Origin of the sequence: Kitasatospora sp. NBC_01539 (assembly GCF_045040525.1) — a bacterium.
In the GTDB taxonomy this organism is placed as follows: Bacteria; Actinomycetota; Actinomycetes; order Streptomycetales; family Streptomycetaceae; genus Kitasatospora.
The window spans coordinates 7,577,303-7,595,692 of the sequence record NZ_CP109390.1; the positions used below are offsets into that span (position 1 = coordinate 7,577,303).

The 18,390-nt window shown below is 75.6% G+C and carries 18 protein-coding genes; 9 read left to right on the forward strand and 9 right to left on the reverse strand.

The window, feature by feature from the left end; genetic code table 11:
- Positions 1–6: 6 nt before the first annotated feature.
- The gene (locus tag OG335_RS32820; protein ID WP_405014773.1) at positions 7–1,617 is read right to left on the reverse strand and encodes a phospholipase D family protein; all 1,611 of its coding nucleotides are present in this window, start codon (positions 1,615–1,617) and stop codon (positions 7–9) included.
- A 144-nt stretch (positions 1,618–1,761) separates the two neighbouring features.
- On the opposite strand from OG335_RS32820, the gene OG335_RS32825 reads away from it, so the two are divergent.
- Positions 1,762–2,085, forward strand: coding sequence for a hypothetical protein (locus tag OG335_RS32825; RefSeq protein WP_405014774.1), 324 nt, complete (start codon positions 1,762–1,764; stop codon positions 2,083–2,085).
- Here the strand turns inward: OG335_RS32825 and OG335_RS32830 are convergent.
- The 3 genes from OG335_RS32830 to OG335_RS32840 form a co-directional block, all read right to left on the reverse strand.
- The gene (locus tag OG335_RS32830; protein WP_405014775.1) at positions 2,079–3,128 is read right to left on the reverse strand and encodes a hypothetical protein; all 1,050 of its coding nucleotides are present in this window, start codon (positions 3,126–3,128) and stop codon (positions 2,079–2,081) included. The genes OG335_RS32825 and OG335_RS32830 overlap by 7 nt on opposite strands.
- Positions 3,129–3,202: 74 nt before the next feature.
- Positions 3,203–3,538, reverse strand: a complete 336-nt coding sequence (locus tag OG335_RS32835) for a DUF3040 domain-containing protein (RefSeq protein WP_405014776.1) — start codon at positions 3,536–3,538, stop codon at positions 3,203–3,205.
- A 63-nt stretch (positions 3,539–3,601) separates the two neighbouring features.
- Positions 3,602–4,540: a LysR family transcriptional regulator gene (locus OG335_RS32840; protein ID WP_405014777.1), complete on the reverse strand. Its 939-nt coding sequence runs from the start codon at positions 4,538–4,540 to the stop codon at positions 3,602–3,604.
- A gap of 97 nt (positions 4,541–4,637) precedes the next feature.
- Here OG335_RS32840 and OG335_RS32845 point away from each other — a divergent pair, with 97 nt between their 5' ends.
- From OG335_RS32845 to OG335_RS32855, 3 genes are read left to right on the forward strand one after another with little or no spacing between them, the layout of a single operon-like run.
- Positions 4,638–5,342, forward strand: a complete 705-nt coding sequence (locus OG335_RS32845; protein WP_405014778.1) for a succinate dehydrogenase cytochrome b subunit — start codon at positions 4,638–4,640, stop codon at positions 5,340–5,342.
- Positions 5,339–7,285, forward strand: coding sequence for a fumarate reductase/succinate dehydrogenase flavoprotein subunit (locus OG335_RS32850; protein ID WP_405014779.1), 1,947 nt, complete (start codon positions 5,339–5,341; stop codon positions 7,283–7,285). Before OG335_RS32845 ends, OG335_RS32850 begins: the two co-directional genes overlap by 4 nt.
- Positions 7,282–8,016 (forward strand): succinate dehydrogenase/fumarate reductase iron-sulfur subunit, encoded by a 735-nt coding sequence (locus OG335_RS32855; protein ID WP_405014780.1) that lies wholly within the window; start codon positions 7,282–7,284, stop codon positions 8,014–8,016. Before OG335_RS32850 ends, OG335_RS32855 begins: the two co-directional genes overlap by 4 nt.
- A 126-nt stretch (positions 8,017–8,142) precedes the next feature.
- Here OG335_RS32855 and OG335_RS32860 read toward each other — a convergent pair whose 3' ends face one another.
- Positions 8,143–8,901: a DeoR/GlpR family DNA-binding transcription regulator gene (locus OG335_RS32860; protein WP_405014781.1), complete on the reverse strand. Its 759-nt coding sequence runs from the start codon at positions 8,899–8,901 to the stop codon at positions 8,143–8,145.
- Between the two features lie 74 nt (positions 8,902–8,975).
- Here OG335_RS32860 and OG335_RS32865 point away from each other — a divergent pair, with 74 nt between their 5' ends.
- The 3 genes from OG335_RS32865 to OG335_RS32875 all read left to right on the forward strand — a co-directional run bounded on the left by OG335_RS32865 (position 8,976) and on the right by OG335_RS32875 (position 11,519).
- The gene (locus OG335_RS32865) at positions 8,976–10,232 is read left to right on the forward strand and encodes an MFS transporter (RefSeq protein ID WP_405014782.1); all 1,257 of its coding nucleotides are present in this window, start codon (positions 8,976–8,978) and stop codon (positions 10,230–10,232) included.
- The gene (locus OG335_RS32870; RefSeq protein ID WP_405014783.1) at positions 10,229–11,089 is read left to right on the forward strand and encodes an alpha/beta fold hydrolase; all 861 of its coding nucleotides are present in this window, start codon (positions 10,229–10,231) and stop codon (positions 11,087–11,089) included. The genes OG335_RS32865 and OG335_RS32870 overlap by 4 nt, the downstream gene beginning before the upstream one ends.
- 100 nt (positions 11,090–11,189) lie before the next feature.
- Complete coding sequence (locus tag OG335_RS32875) at positions 11,190–11,519, forward strand: hypothetical protein (protein WP_405014784.1); 330 nt, start codon at positions 11,190–11,192, stop codon at positions 11,517–11,519.
- 31 nt (positions 11,520–11,550) lie between these two features.
- On the opposite strand, the gene OG335_RS32880 is transcribed toward OG335_RS32875, so the two are convergent.
- From OG335_RS32880 to OG335_RS32890, 3 genes are all read right to left on the reverse strand, one after another.
- Positions 11,551–12,186 (reverse strand): GNAT family N-acetyltransferase, encoded by a 636-nt coding sequence (locus tag OG335_RS32880; protein WP_405015608.1) that lies wholly within the window; start codon positions 12,184–12,186, stop codon positions 11,551–11,553.
- Between the two features lie 194 nt (positions 12,187–12,380).
- Positions 12,381–13,217: an undecaprenyl-diphosphate phosphatase gene (locus OG335_RS32885; protein WP_405014785.1), complete on the reverse strand. Its 837-nt coding sequence runs from the start codon at positions 13,215–13,217 to the stop codon at positions 12,381–12,383.
- Positions 13,218–13,567: 350 nt separating this feature from the next.
- Positions 13,568–14,167 carry an NADPH-dependent FMN reductase gene (locus OG335_RS32890; protein WP_405014786.1) on the reverse strand — a complete coding sequence of 200 codons (600 nt, stop codon included), beginning with the start codon at positions 14,165–14,167 and terminating at the stop codon, positions 13,568–13,570.
- 170 nt (positions 14,168–14,337) lie between these two features.
- On the opposite strand from OG335_RS32890, the gene OG335_RS32895 reads away from it, so the two are divergent.
- Together OG335_RS32895 and OG335_RS32900 are read left to right on the forward strand one after the other, a co-directional pair.
- Entirely contained in the window at positions 14,338–15,192 is an 855-nt protein-coding gene (locus tag OG335_RS32895) for a helix-turn-helix domain-containing protein (RefSeq protein WP_405014787.1), read from the forward strand.
- 179 nt (positions 15,193–15,371) lie between these two features.
- Positions 15,372–16,394 (forward strand): polyprenyl synthetase family protein, encoded by a 1,023-nt coding sequence (locus OG335_RS32900; RefSeq protein WP_405014788.1) that lies wholly within the window; start codon positions 15,372–15,374, stop codon positions 16,392–16,394.
- 120 nt (positions 16,395–16,514) lie between these two features.
- Here OG335_RS32900 and OG335_RS32905 read toward each other — a convergent pair whose 3' ends face one another.
- Positions 16,515–18,206 (reverse strand): glycoside hydrolase family 13 protein, encoded by a 1,692-nt coding sequence (locus OG335_RS32905; protein ID WP_405014789.1) that lies wholly within the window; start codon positions 18,204–18,206, stop codon positions 16,515–16,517.
- Between the last annotated feature and the right edge of the window lie 184 nt (positions 18,207–18,390).

The window sequence follows — 18,390 nt, forward strand, 5'->3', positions numbered from 1 at the left end:
CGGCGGTCAGAACGTGCGGCGGCGCCGCAGCCGTCGGGGCCGCCCGTCGGGGTCGGCCACCAGCCGGTTGAGCGGCCGGGCGAGCGTGGTGGCCGTCCGCGACAGCTCCGGCGGGCGGTAGGCGCGCAGGCGGCCCGGCGGCCGCGGTCCGCGCCGCCCGCCCTCGTGCCAGGCGTCGAGTGCGGCCGCCGAGTCGGCGAACGCCCGGAACGCGCCCGCCGGATCGCACAGCACCGCCGTGGTCGCGGCGTCCTCGCCCGCGTCGAGGTGTTCGCGGGCGAGCCGCAGCCGGAGCTCCCGGGGGAACCGGCGGGCCCCGTCGCCGAGGCCGCCCGGGTCGGCGGGCGTCCGGCCGTCCGGCGTGCCGTCCAGGACGGCGCAGTTGAGCTCCGAGTCGTGCGTCCACGACCGCAGGTTGATGTTGTCGGAGCCGACCGAGGCCCACACGTCGTCGACGACGCAGACCTTGGCGTGCACGTACACCGGGGTGCCGGCGTGGTTCTCGACGCCGTACACCGCGACCCGGTCGCCGCCGGCCCGGCGCAGCTCCTCCAGGGCGGTGATCCGGCCGATCAGGTTCATCGGGAGGGTCAGCCGGCCGTCCTGCTCGGGCACCGAGGGGATCACCGCGACGAGGCGCAGCCCCGGGGAGTCGGCCAGGGCGCGGGCGTAGCAGGAGACCACCTCCGGCGACCACAGGTACTGGTCCTCCAGGTGGACGAGGGCGCGGGCGCGCGACAGGGCCTTGAGGTAGCTGCGGGCGATGCTGCGCTCGCCGTCCGGCGCGAAGGGGAAGCCGCGCAGCAGCCGGTTCGGGTAGGTGCGCAGGACCTGCACGGCGTGCGGGCCGCAGGCCGGGGGGTCGGGCAGCCGGGGCGGCAGGGTGCCGGCCGCGGTGTCCTCGCGGTGGACGAGGCTGCGCAGCCGGGTGAGCGGGCTGCGGCTCAGCGGGGCGGGGTCGTCCCAGCGTTCCCGGAAGCAGGCGTCGAGGACGCCCACCGCCGGGCCGCGGACGGCGAGCTGCACGTCGTGCCAGGGCGGGTGCGGGCCGTAGGCGTCCGCGATCGGCCGGCCCTGCGGGTCGCCCTGATGGCGGGCGTCGTCGCGCCGGCCGTGGCAGAGGTCGATGCCGCCGACGAACGCGACGTCCTGCTCGGGGCGGCCGGGGTGGCGCAGCACGACGAACTTCTGGTGGTGCGCGCCGCCGGGGCGCACCCGCATGTCGAGCAGGCACTCGCCGCCCGCCTCCTCGATCTCCTCGCCGAGGTGGCGGTTCTCGCGTTCGCTGAACTGCAGGCGGTCCAGGTGGGAGCGCCACACCAGTCCCTTGACGGTGACGCCCCGTGCCGCGGCGGCCGCGAACACGTCCCCGACCTCGGTGCCCTGGCCGGCGAGCCGTTCGTCCGGGTCGCCGCGCCAGTCGGTGAACAGCAGCAGGTCGCCCGCGCGCAGCCGCCGTACCGCGGCCAGGAGCTCGGCGAAGTACGCGGCGCCGTGCACCAGCGGCCGTACGAGGTTGCCGTCGGACCACGCCCTGCCGCCGGGGCGGCCGTCGTCGATCCCGGTCGCGGGGTTGCCGCGTTCGTCGGGGGTCAGCAGCCAGTCGCCAGGGTGCACGGGGCGGTCCTCCGGGTCGGGAACTCTCCCTGGGGGTCTACCCCGTCCGGGGGTGTCGGTCCCGCCCGGACGGCCCGCGGCGTACCGGACGCGCCGGAGGGGTAGGCCGGTGCCCACGGTTCCGTACGTCGGGAGGGGTGTGCCATGGCAGGGTCGGAGAACTGGGACGACTACCAGCCGGAGTCGGGCGGCGGGGAAGGCGGGGAGGCGGCCCGGCCGGACGGTCTCTCGCTGTCCGGCGAGGCGTACGTCGAGGAGACGCACACCGTCGGGGGCGGCAGCAGCACCGACCGGGAGGAGGTGGGCGGCGGGGTGACCCTCGACTACCCGGACGCGTGGGACGGGACCGGCGGCGACGGCGGCGTCTCCGTCACCGGAGAGGTGCACCACGAGGAGACCCGGACGATCGAGGACGGCACCGTGACCGACCTCTCCTCGTGGGGCGGTGACCTCTCCGTCGACTACTGACGGCCGGGGGCGTCGAGGCGGTCCCGCTGCGCCGCGAGGTCGCGGCGGGCCGCCTCGATGCCGCGGCGCTCGGCGGCCAGCCGTGCCGAGGCGTCGGCGGGCGGTGCCGCGGCGACGACGGCGCGTGCGGAGAGCAGCCGCCGCACCTCGGTCCCGGCGCCGGCGGCCATCGACCGGCGGGCGGCCAGCCAGGTCGGTGCGCAGCCGGTGTCGGCGGCCGGCGCGAGGTTGGCCTCGATCTCCTTGCGGGTCGCCCGCAGCAGTCGCAGGGTGTGTCCGAGGTGGCCGCCGCCGAGGTAGTGGAACCCGATCAGCCCGCCCCACGTGGTGGGCAGCAGGGCGACGAGGAAGCCGGAGACGCCGTCCTCCCCGATCTCGTTGAAGATGTCACCCGCGCTCTGGTACGAATACGAACCGACCGCGAGCGGGCCGGCCTCCACGGGGGCGTCCGGAGCCTGTGCCGTTCCGGTGGGGAGGCGGGCGTCGTACGCGGTGAGGGCCTCCGCGGTGACGCCCAGCAGGTCGGTGCCGAGCCGGTGGAATCCCGGCCCGGCCGCGGCGGCCAGCGCGTCCTGCGTCTCCGTGAGCAGCCGGCGGATCTCCGCGTCGACCTTCGCCGCCTCGTCCCTGGGCAGGGTCAGGTTGACGGAGATCCGCCGCCGCACGGTGTCCAGCCCGCTGCGCAGCTTGGCGGTGAGCCGCAGTGCGGCCGGTTCGAACGCCTGCCAGTCGGCCGTACGGGAGTCCGCCTCGGCGGCGGCCTGGCGGCGCGAGGCGGTGGCGTACAGATCCCGGGCGAGGGCGGTCGCCTCCTCCGCCGGGACCGTGCGGCCCGCCACCCGGTCGATGCGCCGCACCCGCTCCGTCAGCGCGGCGTCGAACAGCGGCACGGCGTGCCGGGCGGCCGCCGAGGCGGTCTCCGCCACGTTGCGGCGCACGTGCTCGGCGACCTCGGTGCGGAACGCCTTCCACTGCGCCCGCTGCCCCTCCGCGGACGGCCCGGCGGAGGCTCCGTCAGCGCGGCGTCGAGCAGCGGCCCTCACCCTGCCGGTCCTGTCCGCCCGTGCGCCTGTCCTGGCACCTGTGGGCCCGCGCGGTCCGCCCGGCCCGTGTGCGGTCACGCCCCCGGCGGCTCCGGGTGGCGGCGGTGGCGTGCGGCGAGCCGCCGGACGCCGAGCACGACCTCGATCGCGGCGGCCAGCCAGACCGCGCCGAAGACCGTCCACGCGGCGGCGGCCGGTACGGTCGCGCCCAGGGCCAGCAGGCCGAAGGAGCCCACCAGCAGCAGGACGACCGGGGCGACCGGTCCCCGGACGAGCGAGTGGTACGTCGAGGCGAACCGGCCGGTGCGCATGGTGCTGAGCCGGCGGTCCAGCGCCGTGTCCGTACGCAGCTCCCGCTCGATCTCCTGGAGCAGCTTGAGTTCGTGCCACGAGAGTGAGGGCCCGTCCACCGTCCCACCTCCGCGCGTGTCCGCAGTGGCCCCCTCCCTCTGTGCTGCCCGTGTACGCACGGTCTAACACCCCTGGTGGCCGGGGGTGAGCAGCCGGGTACCGTCCGGCAGCGCGCCGCCCTGGGCCAGGGCCGCGACCCGGTCGAGCACGGTCGCGCGCATCCGGTCCGCCGCCCGGCCCAGCGGGATGTCGCGCCCGTGGGCGAGCGAGACGGTGCGGCCGAGTCCGGCTCCGCCGAACCGGACCGCCGCGAGGCCGGACCGGGCGGCGACCATCGCCGGAACGACCGCGGCCCCCAGACCCGCCCGGACGAAGCCGAGCACCGCGTCCATCTCGCCCCCCTCGACGGCGAAGCGGGGCTCGAAACCCTCCGCGCGGCAGGCGGCGAGGGTGCTGTCGCGCAGCGCGTACCCCTCGCGGAACATCACCAGCGGCCGGTCGCGCAGGGCGGCCACCGGCATGCGGCCCTCGGGCAGCGGCGCCGCGCTGACGAGCACCAGGTCCTCGTGGAGCAGCGGGGTGACGGTGAGGCCGGCCGGTGCCTCGCCGCTCGCCGGGTCGATGAGCAGGGCGAGGTCGAGCTCGCCCGCGGTGAGGGCGGCGGTGAGGTCGCCGGAGCCGCCCTCGCGGACGAGGAGGTCCACCGCGGGGTGCCGGCTGCGGAACGCGCCGAGCACGTCCGGCACGAGACTGGTGCACAGGCTGGGCGGGGCACCGAGCCGCACCCGGCCGCGCCTCAGCTGGACGGTCTCCTGCACGGCGAGGCGGGCGCTGTCGGTGTCGGCGAGGATGCGCCGGGCGAGCGGCAGCAGCGCCTCGCCCGCGTCGGTGAGGGCGATGTTGCCGCGGGTGCGGTGGAACAGCTCACCGCCCAGCTCCCGCTCCAGGGAACGGATCTGCTGCGACAGCGACGGCTGGGCGACGTGCAGCCGCTCGGCGGCGCGGGTGAAGTTGCGGAGGTCCGCGACGGCGGCGAAGTAGCGGAGCTGCTGGAGCTGCATGGCGCCATCGTAGGCGCCGCACGATAGTCCCTCCCTATCGTGACGAGCCCCACCATGTCTTGGACGTCACCCCCGGCCGCTTCCTACCGTGGTCGTCATGGCTCTGGCGCGTGGAACGGATCGGCGGCAGCCCGCGGTGGCGGCGCTGTGGGGATCGACGATCGGCAAGAAGGCGGTGATGGCCGCCAGTGGTGCCGTGATGCTGCTCTACCTGGTGGCCCACATGCTCGGAAACCTGAAGGTCTTCTTCGGGCCCGACGACATCAACGGCTACGCGGCGTGGCTGCGCACCGTCGGGCAGCCGTTCCTCGGCCACGCCTGGTTCCTGTGGATCGCCCGCGTGGTCCTGCTGGCCTCGGTGCTGGCGCACGGCGTCGCCGCGTACCAGCTGAGCCGCCGCGACCTGGCGGCACGGCCGCAGAAGTACGCCCGCCGGAGGGCGCGTTCGAGCTACGCGACCCGCACGATGCGCTGGGGCGGCGTGATCCTCGCGCTCTTCCTCGTCTGGCACATCCTCGACCTCACCACGCTCACGGTGAACCCGCGGGCCGAGGAGGGCCACCCCTACCAGAACATCGTGGCGTCCTTCTCCACCTGGTACGGCGGCGGGATCTACATCGTCGCGATGCTCGCCCTCGGCCTGCACGTACGGCACGGATTCTGGAGCGCCGCCCAGACCCTGGGGCTCAACAACCCGCGGCGCGACCGGGTGCTGAAGGCGACGGCCAACGGGCTCGCGCTGGTGCTGACCGCCGGCTTCCTCGCCGTGCCGGTCGCCGTGATGATCGGAGCGGTGCAGTGACCTCCTACCTCGACCACACCGTCGGCGAGCCCGTCGCCGACACCAGGGCGCCCGCCGGGCCGATCGAACAGCGCTGGGACCAGCGGCGGTTCGAGGCCAAGCTGGTCAACCCGGCCAACCGGCGCCGGAACACGGTGATCGTCGTCGGCACCGGTCTGGCCGGCGCCTCCGCCGGCGCCACCCTCGCCGAACAGGGCTACCGCGTCGTGCAGTTCTGCTTCCAGGACTCCCCCCGCCGGGCGCACTCCATCGCCGCGCAGGGCGGCATCAACGCGGCCAAGAACTACCGCAACGACGGCGACAGCGTGCGCCGGCTCTTCTACGACACCGTCAAGGGCGGCGACTTCCGCGCCCGTGAGTCCAACGTGCACCGCCTCGCCCAGATCTCGGTCGAGATCATCGACCAGTGCGTGGCGCAGGGCGTGCCGTTCGCCCGCGAGTACGGCGGACTGCTCGACACCCGCTCGTTCGGCGGCGTGCAGGTGCAGCGCACCTTCTACGCACGCGGCCAGACCGGCCAGCAACTCCTGCTCGGCGCCTACCAGGCACTGTCGCGGCAGATCGCCGCCGGCGCCGTCGAGATGCACCCGCGCACGGAGATGCTCGACCTCGTGGTCGTCGACGGCCTCGCCCGCGGCATCGTCGCCCGCGACCTCGTCACCGGTGCGGTCTCCACCCACCTCGCCGACGCCGTCGTCCTCGCCACCGGCGGCTACGGCAACGTCTTCCACCTCTCCACCAACGCCAAGAACTCCAACGCCACCGCGATCTGGCGGGCCCACCGGCGCGGCGCGTGGTTCGCCAACCCCTGCTTCACCCAGATCCACCCGACGTGCATCCCGCGCTCCGGCGACCACCAGGCGAAGCTGACGCTGATGAGCGAGTCGCTCCGCAACGACGGCCGCATCTGGGTGCCGAAGGCCGCCGGCGACACCCGGCCGCCCGCCGACATCCCCGAGGACGAGCGCGACTACTACCTGGAGCGCGTCTACCCGTCGTTCGGCAACCTGGTGCCCCGCGACATCGCCTCCCGCGCCGCCAAGGCCGTCTGCGACGAGGGCCGCGGCGTCGGCCCCGGCGGCCAGGGCGTCTACCTCGACTTCGCCGACGCGATCGCCCGGCTCGGCCGCGACGCGGTCTCCGCCCGGTACGGCAACCTCTTCGAGATGTACGAGCGGATCACCGCCGAGGACCCGTACCGGGTGCCGATGCGGATCTACCCGGCCGTGCACTACACGATGGGCGGACTCTGGGTCGACTACGACCTGCAGACCACGATCCCGGGCCTGTTCGCGATCGGCGAGGCCAACTTCTCCGACCACGGCGCCAACCGGCTCGGCGCCAGCGCCCTCATGCAGGGCCTCGCGGACGGGTACTTCGTGCTGCCGCCCGCCGTCAACGACCATCTCGCCCGGCAGCGCACGGAGCCGGTCGCCCCCGACCACCCGGCCGTGGTCGAGGCCGAGCGCGCCGTCACCGGCCGGATCTCCCGGCTGCTCGCCGTGCGCGGCGACCGCACCCCCGAGTCCTTCCACCGCGAGCTCGGCGAACTGCTCTGGAACGACTGCGGGATGGCGCGCACCGACGCCGGGCTGCGCCGCGCCCTCGCGCGGATCCCCGAACTGCGGGCGGAGTTCTGGCGGCGGGTGATGGTGCCCGGTACCGGCGACGCGTTCAACCAGTCGCTGGAGAAGGCGAACCGGGTCGCCGACTACTTCGAACTCGCCGAGCTCATGTGCCTCGACGCGCTGCACCGCACCGAATCCTGCGGTGGCCACTTCCGCGAGGAGAGCCGCACGGAGCAGGGCGAGGCGCTCCGCGACGACGAGGCCTTCTCCTACGCGGCGGCCTGGGAGTTCACCGGCACCGGAGCGGCGCCCGTCCTGCACCGCGAGCGGCTCGACTTCGAGCACGTCCACCCCACCCAGCGGAGCTACGCATGAACCTCACCCTGCGGGTCTGGCGCCAGGCCGGCCCGGACGCACCCGGCGGCTTCGCCGCGTACGACGTCCGCGACATCAGCCCGGACATGTCGTTCCTGGAGATGCTGGACACGCTCAACGAGGAACTCATCCTGCGCGGCGAGGAACCGGTGGCCTTCGACCACGACTGCCGCGAGGGCATCTGCGGGGCCTGCGGCATGGTCATCAACGGCCGGGCGCACGGCCCCCAGCCCACCACCACCTGCCAGTTGCACATGCGGCACTTCCGCGACGGCGAGACGGTCGACGTCGAGCCGTGGCGGGCCGCGGCCTTCCCGGTCGTCCGCGACCTGGTCGTGGACCGCTCGGCCCTGGACCGGGTGATCGGCGCGGGCGGCTACGTCACCGCCCCGACCGGCAGCGCGCCCGAGGCGCACGCCACGCCCGTTCCCAAGGAGGCTGCGGACACCGCCTTCGAGCATGCCGCGTGCATCGGCTGCGGCGCGTGCGTCGCGGCCTGCCCGAACGGCTCGGCGATGCTCTTCACCGCGGCCAAGGTCGTGCACCTCAACGTGCTGCCGCAGGGTGCGCCCGAACGCGGCAGCCGGGTGCGCGGCATGGTCGCCGCCATGGACGCCGAGGACTTCGGCGGCTGCACCAACACGGGGGAGTGCGCCACCGCCTGCCCGAAGGGCATCCCGCTGTCGGCGATCGGCAGCCTCAACCGGGAGTTCCTGCGCAGCCTGCGCTGACCGCGCCGCACGCGGGCTCCGCACTCCGGCGAACGCCGCGAGCGGACCGGCGGGCGGACCGGCGGGCGGACCGGCGGGCGGGCGGACGGACGGGCCGAGGGGCTCGTGGGCGGACGCGGGCCGTGGTCAGGCCCGGTGGACGGTGACGCCGGCCGCCGCGAGGGCGTCCGTCTCCTCCCGGGGGGCGTCCTCGTCGGTGACGACGACGTGGAGGGCGGCGGCGGGTGCCACCAGGGCGAGGGCGGTGCGGTGGAGCTTCGCGCCGTCCGCGACGGCGATCACCCGGCGGGCCGAGGCGATGGCGGCGCGCTTGAGGGTGGCCTCCTCCAGGTCGTAGGCGGTGAGCCCGTGCGCGGCGTTCAGGCCGCAGCAGCCGATGACGGCGGTGTCGAAGCGCAGGGAGGCGATCGACTGCTCCGCCAGCGGCCCGGTGAGGGCGAGCTCCCCCGGCCGCGGGCGGCCGCCGGGCACGAGCAGGGAGACCTGTGGCGCCGCGGTGAGCGCGTTCACGGCGTGCAGCGACAGCGGCATCACGGTGAGGCGCCGGTGCTCGAACGCACGGGCGACCTCCAGGCAGGTGGTGCCGCTGTCGAGGACCACCGACTCGCCGTCGCCGATCAGTGCGGCGACCTCGGCGGCGATGCGGCGCTTGGCCTCCACGCCGTTCTGCGTGCGCAGGGCGAACGGCGGCTCCTCGCCGCGCAGCAGCAGACTGCGCGCCCCGCCGCGGTAGCGCTCCAGCACGCCCTGGGCGGCCAGCGCCTCCAGGTCGCGGCGGATGGTCATCTCCGACGCCCCGGTGAGTTCGGCGAGGTCGGCCACGCCGACGGTGCCGGCCGCGCGTACGGCCTCGGTGATCGTTCGCAGTCGTTCTGCACTCCCCATACCGCACATCAAACACCTGTGATGTTCGGATCGCAAGGTTACGAACACAGAAAATGTTCGATACGTTGTGCGGCATGGAGAGACACCTGCGCGACGCCCGCCTCGCGACGTTCGCCTACTTCACGCTGAACGGCTTCGTCCTCGGCATGTGGGTCGTCCACATCCCGGCGATCGAGCACCGCGCGGGGATCGGCCACGCCGTCCTGGGCCAGCTCCTGCTGCTGCTCGGGGCCGGCGCCTTCGCCGGCATGCAGATCGCCGGACCGCTGACCGACCGCCTCGGGGTCCGCACCGTCGTCCCGCTCAGCGCGGCCCTCTGCAGCGCCGCCGTCCTGCTGCCCGGCCTCGCCGGCGACGCCTGGACGCTCGGCGCGGCGCTGTTCGCCCTCGGCGTCGGCAACGGCTTCCTCGACGTCAGCATGAACGCCCACGCCGTACAGGTGGAACGCGGCTACGGACGGCCCGTCATGTCGGCCTTCCACGCCACCTTCTCCATCGGCGGCGTCCTCGCCGCACTGGCCGGCGCCCGCACCCTGGCCTCGGGATGGAGCCCGGCCGCGACCCTCACCGTGACGGCGGTGCTCTGCCTCGCAGCCTCCGCCGCCGCGGCCCCCGCCCTCCTGCGGCCCGAGCCCGGGCCCGCAGCCGACGCAGCCGACGCGGCCGACGCGCTGGACGCGGTGGACACCGACGCGGCAGCCGCCGGTACGGACCGTCCCGCCGGCCGCCGCCGGACCCCCGCCCGGATCTGGCTGCTGGCCGCGCTGGCCTTCCTGCTGATGCTCTGCGAAGGCGTCGCCAACGACTGGAGCGTGCTCCACCTCCAGGACGTCCTCGGCGCGCCCTCCGCCACCGCGGCCCTCGCCTACGGCGCCTACGCGACCGCCATGACCGTCGGCCGGCTGCTCGCCGACCGCGTCACCGCCCGCATCGGGGCGGCCGCCGTGCTCCGGTACGGCTCCGCCGTCGCCGCGGCCGGACTCACCACGGCGGCGCTCTCCACGAGCGTCCCGCTCGCCCTGGCCGGCTGGGTCGTCTTCGGCATCGGACTCTCCGGCTGCATCCCCCAGCTGTTCAGCGCCGCCGGACACCTCGACCCGGACGCCGCCGGATCCAACGTCTCCCGGGTCGCCGGCCTCGGCTACCTGGGCATGCTCGCCGGCCCGGCCGTCATCGGGCCGCTGACCCGGCTCGTCCCGCTCAACCTCGCGCTCCTCCTGCCCGTGGCGTGCTGCGCCGCCGCGGTGTGCGCCGCCGGGATCCTGGCGTCCCCGCGCCCGCGGACCGCGCCGACCGGCACCGCCGGCCGCAAGGAGGCCGAGGCCGCGTGACCGGGGCCCCCGGCGTGCCGCTCCGGCACTTCCGCCCCCGGGTCGGGTCCGAGGAGCTCGGCTGCTCCGCCGCCGCCCCGGCGGCGCGGGCCGCGGCCGCCGGGCCCGCCCTGACCGCGGTGCTGCTGCACGGCGCGGGCACCGCCGACCGGGCGCCGCTCGCGGGCATGATGGCCGACTTCGCCGCCCGCGGCGTCCACGCCCTCACCTTCGACTTCGCCGGCCACGGCGACAGCACCGGCCGGTTGCCGGGCCAGAGCCTGCAGCGGCGCTTCGACCAGGCCCGCGCCGTCATCGACCGGCACGTGCCCGGCGGCCACCGGCTGGTGCTGGTCGGCTTCAGCATGAGCGGTCAGACCGTCGCCGACCTCGCAGCCCACCACGGCACCCGGGTCGCCGCCCTCGGCCTGTGCGCGCCCGCCGTCTACGCGGCCGACGCCTGGTCCGTGCCCTTCGGGCCCGACTTCACCCGGATCATCCGTGCCTCCGGCAGCTGGCGCAGCTCCCCGGCGTTCGACGTGTTCCGCTCCGTGCGGAGCCGTGCGGTGCTCGCCGTGCCGGAGACCGACGCCGTCGTCCCCGAGGCCGTCACCGACGCCGTCGCCGCCGCTCTCGGGAGCGGCCGCGCCCGGTTCGCCCGGCTCCTCCAGACCGGGGCCGACCACCGCCTCGGCGCGTGGTTCTCCGACCGGCCCGAGCCGCGCGGCCGCTTCGTCGGCTCCCTGCTCGACTCCCTGCTCGACCCGCTGCCCGACGTCCTGCCCGACGCTGTCACGGACGCCGCCACGGACGCTGTCACCGACGCCTTCACCGACGCCTTCACCGACGCCTTCACCGACGGCGCGCAGCGCGCGTAGGCCGGGGCCGGGCAGGGCCCGGCCGTCGCCGCCCGATCTGCCGCCGACCCCGCCCGGTGCCACGATGGAGGGCACCGGTCGCGCGAACGAGGAGGCGGTCATGGGCCGTGCGTACCACTTCCACCGCGAGTACGAGGTCTGCTCCGTGACCGTCGGCGTACGCCTGGGCCGGCACCCGGAGGTGGAACTGCTCGTCGACGGCAAGGAGGTCGGCCTCGAACGCGCGCACGACCACCACGTGGAGCAGATGGTGCTGGCGACGACGCTGCCGACGTACCCGCCGCGGCCCGCCGAGGTGCGGGTCGACCTGGCCGGCGGGCAGGACGGCGTGCCGGTCTGCGTGCTGGTCGTCGACGGCACCGAGCTGCCGCTGCCGGAGCGGGAGATTCCCCGCCACGCCCGGCCGACGGAGGCGTCCTGGTACGGCTGACGCCCGGCAGCCGTCGGCCACCCGCTACCCGCTACCTGCTGGGCGTCGCCCGGCGGGCGGCGATCCGCTCCTCCAGTGCGGCCCGTCGTTCGGGCCACTCCCCGGCGATGATCGAGAAGATCGCGGCGTCGCGCAGCAGCCCGTCCTCGCCGGGCGCCCAGGAGCGGGACCAGTTGCGGAGCACTCCCTCGAACTGCGCCCCCACCCCGGCGATCGCGGCCCGCGACCGGGCGTTGCGGGCGTCCGTCTTCAGGTCGACCCGGGCCACGCCCCAGTTCTCGAAGGCGTGGCGGAACAGCAGGTACTTGGATTCGGTGTTCAGCCCCGTGCCCTGCGCCGAGCGCGCGAGCCAGGTGAAGCCCACCTCGACCGCGTACAGCTCGTCCGTCTCCGGCCGAAGCCGCGGCTCCCAGTAGGAGGTCGCCCCGACGGCCCGCCCGGAGGCGAGGTCGATCTGCGCGTACGGGGCGAGCCTGCCCGTCGCGGCGCGGGCGAGCTGCGCCTCGATGTACGGCCCGACCTCGGCCGCCGTCGGCACCCAGGTGAAGCCGTACGTGCTCCGGTCCTCCTCCGAGGCGGCGGCCAGCTCCGCGGCGTGGCGCCGGTGCAGGGGTTCGAGACGCACCAGCCCGCCCTCCAGCACCGGCCCCTCCAGCATGAAACCCATCGACCCCTCGCTCCGTCGCCCGATGCCGCGCCTGCCGCCGCGCTGCCGTGCCGCGGGGCGCCGCCCGGCGGCCGTGAACGCCGCCGTGCCACTGATCATGTCAGCGGGGTCCACCGGTTTTCGGCCCCGGCGGGGTGCCGGGGCCGGTCCGGTGGCGGGGTCCGGTGCCGGTGCCGGGGGCGCGGACGGCGGCGTCAGGCGCTGACGGTGCCGGTGCCGAGGAGGCCGAGGAGCAGCAGCCCGATGACGACGCGGTAGACGACGAACGCGTTGAACGAGTGCTTCGCCACGTACTTCAGCAGCCAGGCGATCGACGCGTACGCGACGCCGAAGGAGACGGCGGTGCCGACGACGAGGGGCAGCGGGTCGATGCCGGAGCCGAGGGCGTCCTTGAGCTCGTACAGGCCGGCGCCGGTGAGGGCGGGGATGCCGAGGAAGAACGACAGCCGGGTCGCGGCGACCCGGTCGAGGTCGAGCATCAGGCCGGCCGACATCGTGGCGCCCGAGCGGGAGAAGCCGGGGAAGAGCAGGGCGAGGATCTGGGCGGAGCCGACGATCATCGTGTCCTTGAAGCCGGTGTCGTCCTCCCCCCGCTTGTGGCGGCCCATCTGGTCGGCGGCCCACATGACCGCGCTGCCGGCGATGAGGGAGCCCGCGACCACCCAGAGCGAGGCGAGCGGGCCGTCGATCAGCGGCTTGGCCGCGAGGCCGACCACGACGATCGGGATGGTGGCGTAGATGACCCACCAGCCGAACTTGTAGTCGTGGTGGTACCGCTCCTCGCGGTCGGCCAGGCCGCGGCCCCAGGCGGTGACGATCCGTGCGATGTCCTTGCGGAAGTAGAGGAGCACGGCGGCGATCGCGCCGACCTGGATGACGGCGGTGAAGCCGATGACCGAGGTGTCGTCGACCGGGATGCCCATCAGGCCCTCGGTGATCTTCAGGTGGCCGGTGGAGGAGATGGGCAGGAACTCCGTCACCCCCTCGACCACGCCCAGGACGACGGCCTGCCCGACGGTGATCACGCTCACGTGCGCCTACCCATGGTCCGAGGGATGCCGCGCACACCCGGCGCCCGCCGTCCGGCGGGCATGCGGGCACGCGGCGGACGGGCCTGGTGCGGTGGTCCCCGGGGAGTCGGCGTCGGCCCGCCGTTTATGTCTACAGGAATGTAGACGAATCCGGCGGGTGCCGTCCAACCGGGTGGCCGCGGAGCCGCCCCGGACCCCCGAGGGCGGGGGCGGACGACCTGCGGCCGTGGAGGACGACCGCTCCGCAGTGTTCCACCGATGTCCCCTCCGGGGCCGCACCCGCCGACCGCGTGCCGCGCCGAGGCGCGCCGCCCGACCGCCGGTGTGCGGTTGGCCCGGCCGGGCCGCGGTCAGGCCGGGTACGGCCGCGCCCGTCGGGCCTCGTGCAGTGCCTCGCCCCACCAGTGCAGGCCGTCCAGCATCAGCCGTGCCGCGCCGGCCGGCCCCGAGGGATCCTTCAACGTGCCGTCCGGCCCGAAGAGTTCGTAGTAACGGGGGAACGAGACGTACGCGCGCACCGTGTGCGCGTGCAGCTCGTTGAAGACCTGCCGCAGCTGCTCGATCGCCAACAGGCCGCCGCTCGCGCCGCTGTAGCCGACGAAGCCGACCGGCTTCGCCTGCCACTGGGTGTAGTGCCAGTCGATCGCGGCCTTCAGGGCGGCGGGGAAGCTCCGGTTGTAGTCGGGCGTGACCACCACGACCGCGTCGGCGGCGTCGAGGCGGTCGGTCAGCGCGGCCATTCCGGTGGGCCGCGGCAGGTCCGGCCGGAGCGCGGGCGGGACCGCGGGCAGGGCGAGCGGCAGCTCCACGTCCGCGAGGTCGACGGTGTCGACGGTGAACCGGCTGTCCAGCGCGGCCTGTTCGGCGAACCAGCGGGTGACCGTGGGGCCGAACCGGCCCTCCCGGACGCTGCCGGTGACGACGAGGAGCTGCAGAGGGGTGTCTGGCACGGGAAGGCTCCCTGGCGAGTGGGGACGGAGATGGCGGGCGGGGCGCGGACGGCATCCGCCGGAGCCCGCACCACCAACCTGCCGGTCCGTTGCGCCCGCAGGGAGACCGGGCCGGGACTGGTAGTGGCAGGGCCACGACCCGGGCGGCGGTCGGCTGTTACGTTCGACCGGTGAGCGACAACGAGCTCGGACTCTTCCTGCGCAGCCGCCGGGAGGCCGTCACCCCCGCCGAGGCGGGCCTGCCCACCGGCCCCCGCCGCCGTACCCCCGGCCTGCGCCGGGCCGAACTCGCCGCCCTCTCCGGCGTCAGCGTCGAGTACGTGACCCGGTTGGAGCAGGGCCGCGACCGCCGGCCCTCCGCCCCGGTGCTCGCCGCGCTCGCCGAGGCCCTCCGCCTCACCACCGCCGAACGCGTCCACCTGCACCGTCTCACCAAGGCGGCCGACGGCGGCTTCACCTGCACCGGCGGGGCCGGGCCCACCGCCACCGTGCGGCCCACCGTGCAGGCCCTGCTCGACCGCCTGGAGCCGGCCCCCGCCGTGCTGCTCAACCGGTTCTCGGACGTCGTCGCCTGCACGGAGGGCTACCGGCGCCTCGTCGGACCGGTGGGCCTCCTGGACGGCACCCCGCCGAACCTCGCCCGTTTCGTCTTCACCGACGGCCGCGCCCGCACCGCCCTCCCCGACTGGGAGTGCGTCGCCGACCAGCAGGTCGCGGCGCTCAAGCAGGGCCCCGGCCGGTCCGACCGCCACATCGCCGCGCTCGCCGAGGAACTCGCCCTCGCCGCCGGCGCCGCCTTCACCCGGCGCCTTGCCGAGGTGCCCGGCCTGCCGCGCACCACCGGGGTCGAGCGGCTGCTCCACCCGGACGAAGGAACGCTCCGGCTCGCCTACGAGATCCTCGACCTGCCCGCCGACGACGGCCTGCGGCTCGTCGTCCACCTCCCCGCCGACGACCGGACCGCCGCCGCGCTCGACCGGCTGGCCGGACGCCGGCCCGGCGCGCTGCGCGCACTCGCCGGGTAGCCGATCCTGCCCGGTGGCCCGGTGGCCCGGTGGCCCGGTGGCCCGGTGGCCCGGTGGCCCGGTGGCCCGGTGGCCCGTGCACGGCGGGCGGCGCCGGGTTGCGCGCGGTGGACCGCCGGGCGGTCATGGCAGGGCGGGACGGATCTCCGTCCCGCATACCGACCCCCCGGGAGAGCCCCGTGCAGACCGACCGCACCGCGCAGCAGACCGCCGAGGACGTGACCGCCTACCTGGAGCCCGCACTGCGCGAGGCCGTGGGACGGCTGAGCCTGCCCGTACGCCGGATGGCGGAGTACCACTTCGGGTGGGTCGACGCCGAGGGACGGCCCTCGGTGCCCGTCGGGTTCCGGCGGCGCCCGGCCCTGCTCGCGCTGCTCTGCGCCGGCAGCAGCCGGGCGGCCTGGGACGCCGTGCGGACGGCGGCCGTCGCGGGCACCCTGCTCTCCGCGGCGGGCACCGTGCACGACGACATCGGCGACCGCGAGATGGTGCGCAAGGGCCGGCCGACGCTGTGGAACGCGGTCGGCGTGCCCTCCGCCGTCCAGGTCGGTGTCGCCCTGCACTGCCTGGCGTTCGAGCTGCTCGCCGCCGAACCGGGCGAGGCCGCGCGGGAGCTGGCCCGGCGGGCGGCGTTCGCGGTCCGCGAGTGCTGCTCGGGGCAGATCCTCGACCTGGAGTGCGAGGGCTCCTCGCGGATGAGCCTGCCGGCGGCGCAGCGGCTGCTGGAGAGCACCATCGCGATGCCCACGGCCGGGGTCTGCGTGGTCGGTGCGGTGGTCCGCGGGGCGTCGGAGGACGCGGTCGCGGCGGCCGAGCGGTTCGGCTACCACGCGGGCATGGCGATGGCCTACTTCGACGACTGGGAGGGGGTCTGGGGCACCTCGCGGGACGACCTGGAGGATGCCTTCGCCGACCTCCGGCGGCGCAAGGCCCGGGCGTTCGCGGCGTTCGCCCTGCAGTCCGCCGGGCCGGCCCGCGACCAGCTCGCCGCGTACTACGACGACACCGCCGAGCCCGGCCCGGCCGAGCTGCGGCGGGCCGCCGCGCTCGTCGAGGAGTGCGGCGGCCGGGCGTGGCTGGAGGAGCGGATCCGCGAGCACGCCGAGGCCGCGCTCCGGGAGCTGCCGGAGGCCGTGCCGGACCCGGCCGCGCGGGCGGAGCTCGCCCGGTTCGTCCGCGCGATCACCGCCGAGGTGGGCTGAGGCGCCCGGCCGGCCGGGGTGCCGGGCCGGCCGGGTGCCGGGCGTCGGGCCGACGGCGTGCGCCCGCCCGGCACGCGCCCGCCGCGCGCCCGTCGCCCCGGCCGTGGTCGCCCCCGCCGGTCAGGGGGCCTGCCACCACGCGGTGCTGTCGGCCGGCAGCAGGATCCCGGCCCCGCCCGCGGCGTTCCCGGCGTTCCCGGCGGCGATGGACGACGGGGGCTCGGCGGAGCTCAGCAGCAGGCTGCCGAGCGCGGAGCCGTCCACCGGCAGCGGGTGGCCGGCGGTGTTGACGGTGCAGATCAGCGCGCCCTCCGGGCTTTCGCGGCGGAAGGCGAGCACGCCGGGGCCGAGGTCGAGCCACTCCACCGCGCGGCCGGCGCCGAGCGCCGGGTGGCTGCGCCGCACGCGCAGGGCGCTGCGGTAGAGCTCCAGCACGGAGCGCGGGTCACCGGCCTGGGCCTCCACGCTGAGCCCGGCCCACGCGGCGGGCTGCGGCAGCCAGGCGGGGCCGCCCGGCACCGGGCCGAAGCCGTACGGCGCCTCGGCGCCCGACCAGGGCAGCGGCACGCGGCAGCCGTCGCGCAGCCCGTTGCCGCCGTCGGGGCGGAGGAACGACGGGTCCTGCCGGACCTCGTCGGGCAGGTCGGTGACCTCGGGGAGGCCGAGCTCCTCGCCCTGGTAGAGGTAGGCGGAGCCGGGCAGGGCGAGCATCAGCAGGGCGGCGGCGCGGGCCCGGCGGACGCCGCGGGCGGGGTCGCCGTCGGCGTACCGGGTGGCGTGCCGGACGACGTCGTGGTTGGAGAGCGTCCAGGTGGTGGGTGCGTCGACGGCCCGCATGGCGTCGAGCGAGAGGGCGACGAGCTCACGCAACTGGTCGGCGTCCCAGGAGGCGTTCAGGAACTTGAAGTTGAAGGCCTGGTGGAGCTCGCCGGGGCGTACGTAGCGGGCGGTGCGGTCGAGGGTGTCCGTCCAGGCCTCGGCGACGGCGATCCGCTGGCCCGGGTACTCCTCCAGCACGGTGCGCCAGGACCGGTAGATCTCGTGCACGCCGTCCTGGTCGAAGTACGGCACCCGCTTCTCGGCGAGCAGGGCGAGCTGTTCGCAGTGGCCGAGGTCGGGCAGGCCGGGGGCCTTGACCAGGCCGTGGGCGACGTCGACGCGGAAGCCGTCCACGCCGAGGTCGAGCCAGAACCGCAGGATCGAGCGGAACTCGTCCTGCACGGCGGGGGAGTCCCAGTTGAGGTCGGGCTGCTGCGGGGCGAAGAGGTGCAGGTACCACTCGCCGGGGGTGCCGTCGGGGTCGGTGGTCCGGGTCCAGGCGGGGCCGCCGAAGAGCGAGATCCAGTCGTTCGGCGGCTCGGTGCCGTCCGCGCCGCGGCCGGGCCGGAAGTGGAAGCGCTCGCGCAGTGGTGAGCCCGGGCCCTCGCGCAGCGCCTGGTGGAACCACGGGTGCTGGTCGGAGCAGTGGTTGGGGACGACGTCGACGACGACCCGCAGCCCGAGGGCGTGCGCGTCGGCGATGAGGCCGTCGGCGTCGGCGACGCTGCCGTAGACCGGGTCGACGGCCCGGTAGTCGGCGACGTCGTAGCCGCCGTCGGCCTGCGGCGAGGTGTAGAACGGCGAGATCCAGAGCGCGTCGACGCCGAGGTCGCGCAGGTAGCCGAGCCGGCTGCGGATGCCGGCGAGGTCGCCGCAGCCGTCGCCGTCGGCGTCCGCGAAACTGCGCGGGTAGACCTGGTAGATGACGGCCTCCTGCCACCAGCCCGGATGCGTGCGACCCCTGGCCGGGGCTGTGGTGGTGGGTGCGGTCATGGGAGATCTCCTCGGCTGGCGGTGGGTGGGTGGGGGGCGGCCGTGCCCGGTCCGGCCCACCCGGACGGCGGTGCCCCGGCCTTGGCGGCCGCACCGTGGCGCCCGGCCGTCCGGGCGCCCGGACGGCCGGGCGCGCGGGTCGGCGGTACCGGGCGTGACGGTCCGGGCCGTGGGGCCGCCGAAG

Excerpts from the sequence above, each read along its gene's own strand:
- OG335_RS32880 (WP_405015608.1), bottom strand. The coding sequence starts at position 12,186 with ATGGGTTTCATGCTGGAGGGGCCGGTGCTGGAGGGCGGGCTGGTGCGT.
- OG335_RS32865 (WP_405014782.1), top strand. The coding sequence starts at position 8,976 with ATGGAGAGACACCTGCGCGACGCCCGCCTCGCGACGTTCGCCTACTTC.
- OG335_RS32825 (WP_405014774.1), top strand. The coding sequence starts at position 1,762 with ATGGCAGGGTCGGAGAACTGGGACGACTACCAGCCGGAGTCGGGCGGC.
- OG335_RS32905 (WP_405014789.1), bottom strand. The coding sequence starts at position 18,206 with ATGACCGCACCCACCACCACAGCCCCGGCCAGGGGTCGCACGCATCCG.
- OG335_RS32860 (WP_405014781.1), bottom strand. The coding sequence starts at position 8,901 with ATGGGGAGTGCAGAACGACTGCGAACGATCACCGAGGCCGTACGCGCG.
- OG335_RS32855 (WP_405014780.1), top strand. The coding sequence starts at position 7,282 with ATGAACCTCACCCTGCGGGTCTGGCGCCAGGCCGGCCCGGACGCACCC.
- OG335_RS32875 (WP_405014784.1), top strand. The coding sequence starts at position 11,190 with ATGGGCCGTGCGTACCACTTCCACCGCGAGTACGAGGTCTGCTCCGTG.
- OG335_RS32845 (WP_405014778.1), top strand. The coding sequence starts at position 4,638 with ATGGCTCTGGCGCGTGGAACGGATCGGCGGCAGCCCGCGGTGGCGGCG.
- OG335_RS32840 (WP_405014777.1), bottom strand. The coding sequence starts at position 4,540 with ATGCAGCTCCAGCAGCTCCGCTACTTCGCCGCCGTCGCGGACCTCCGC.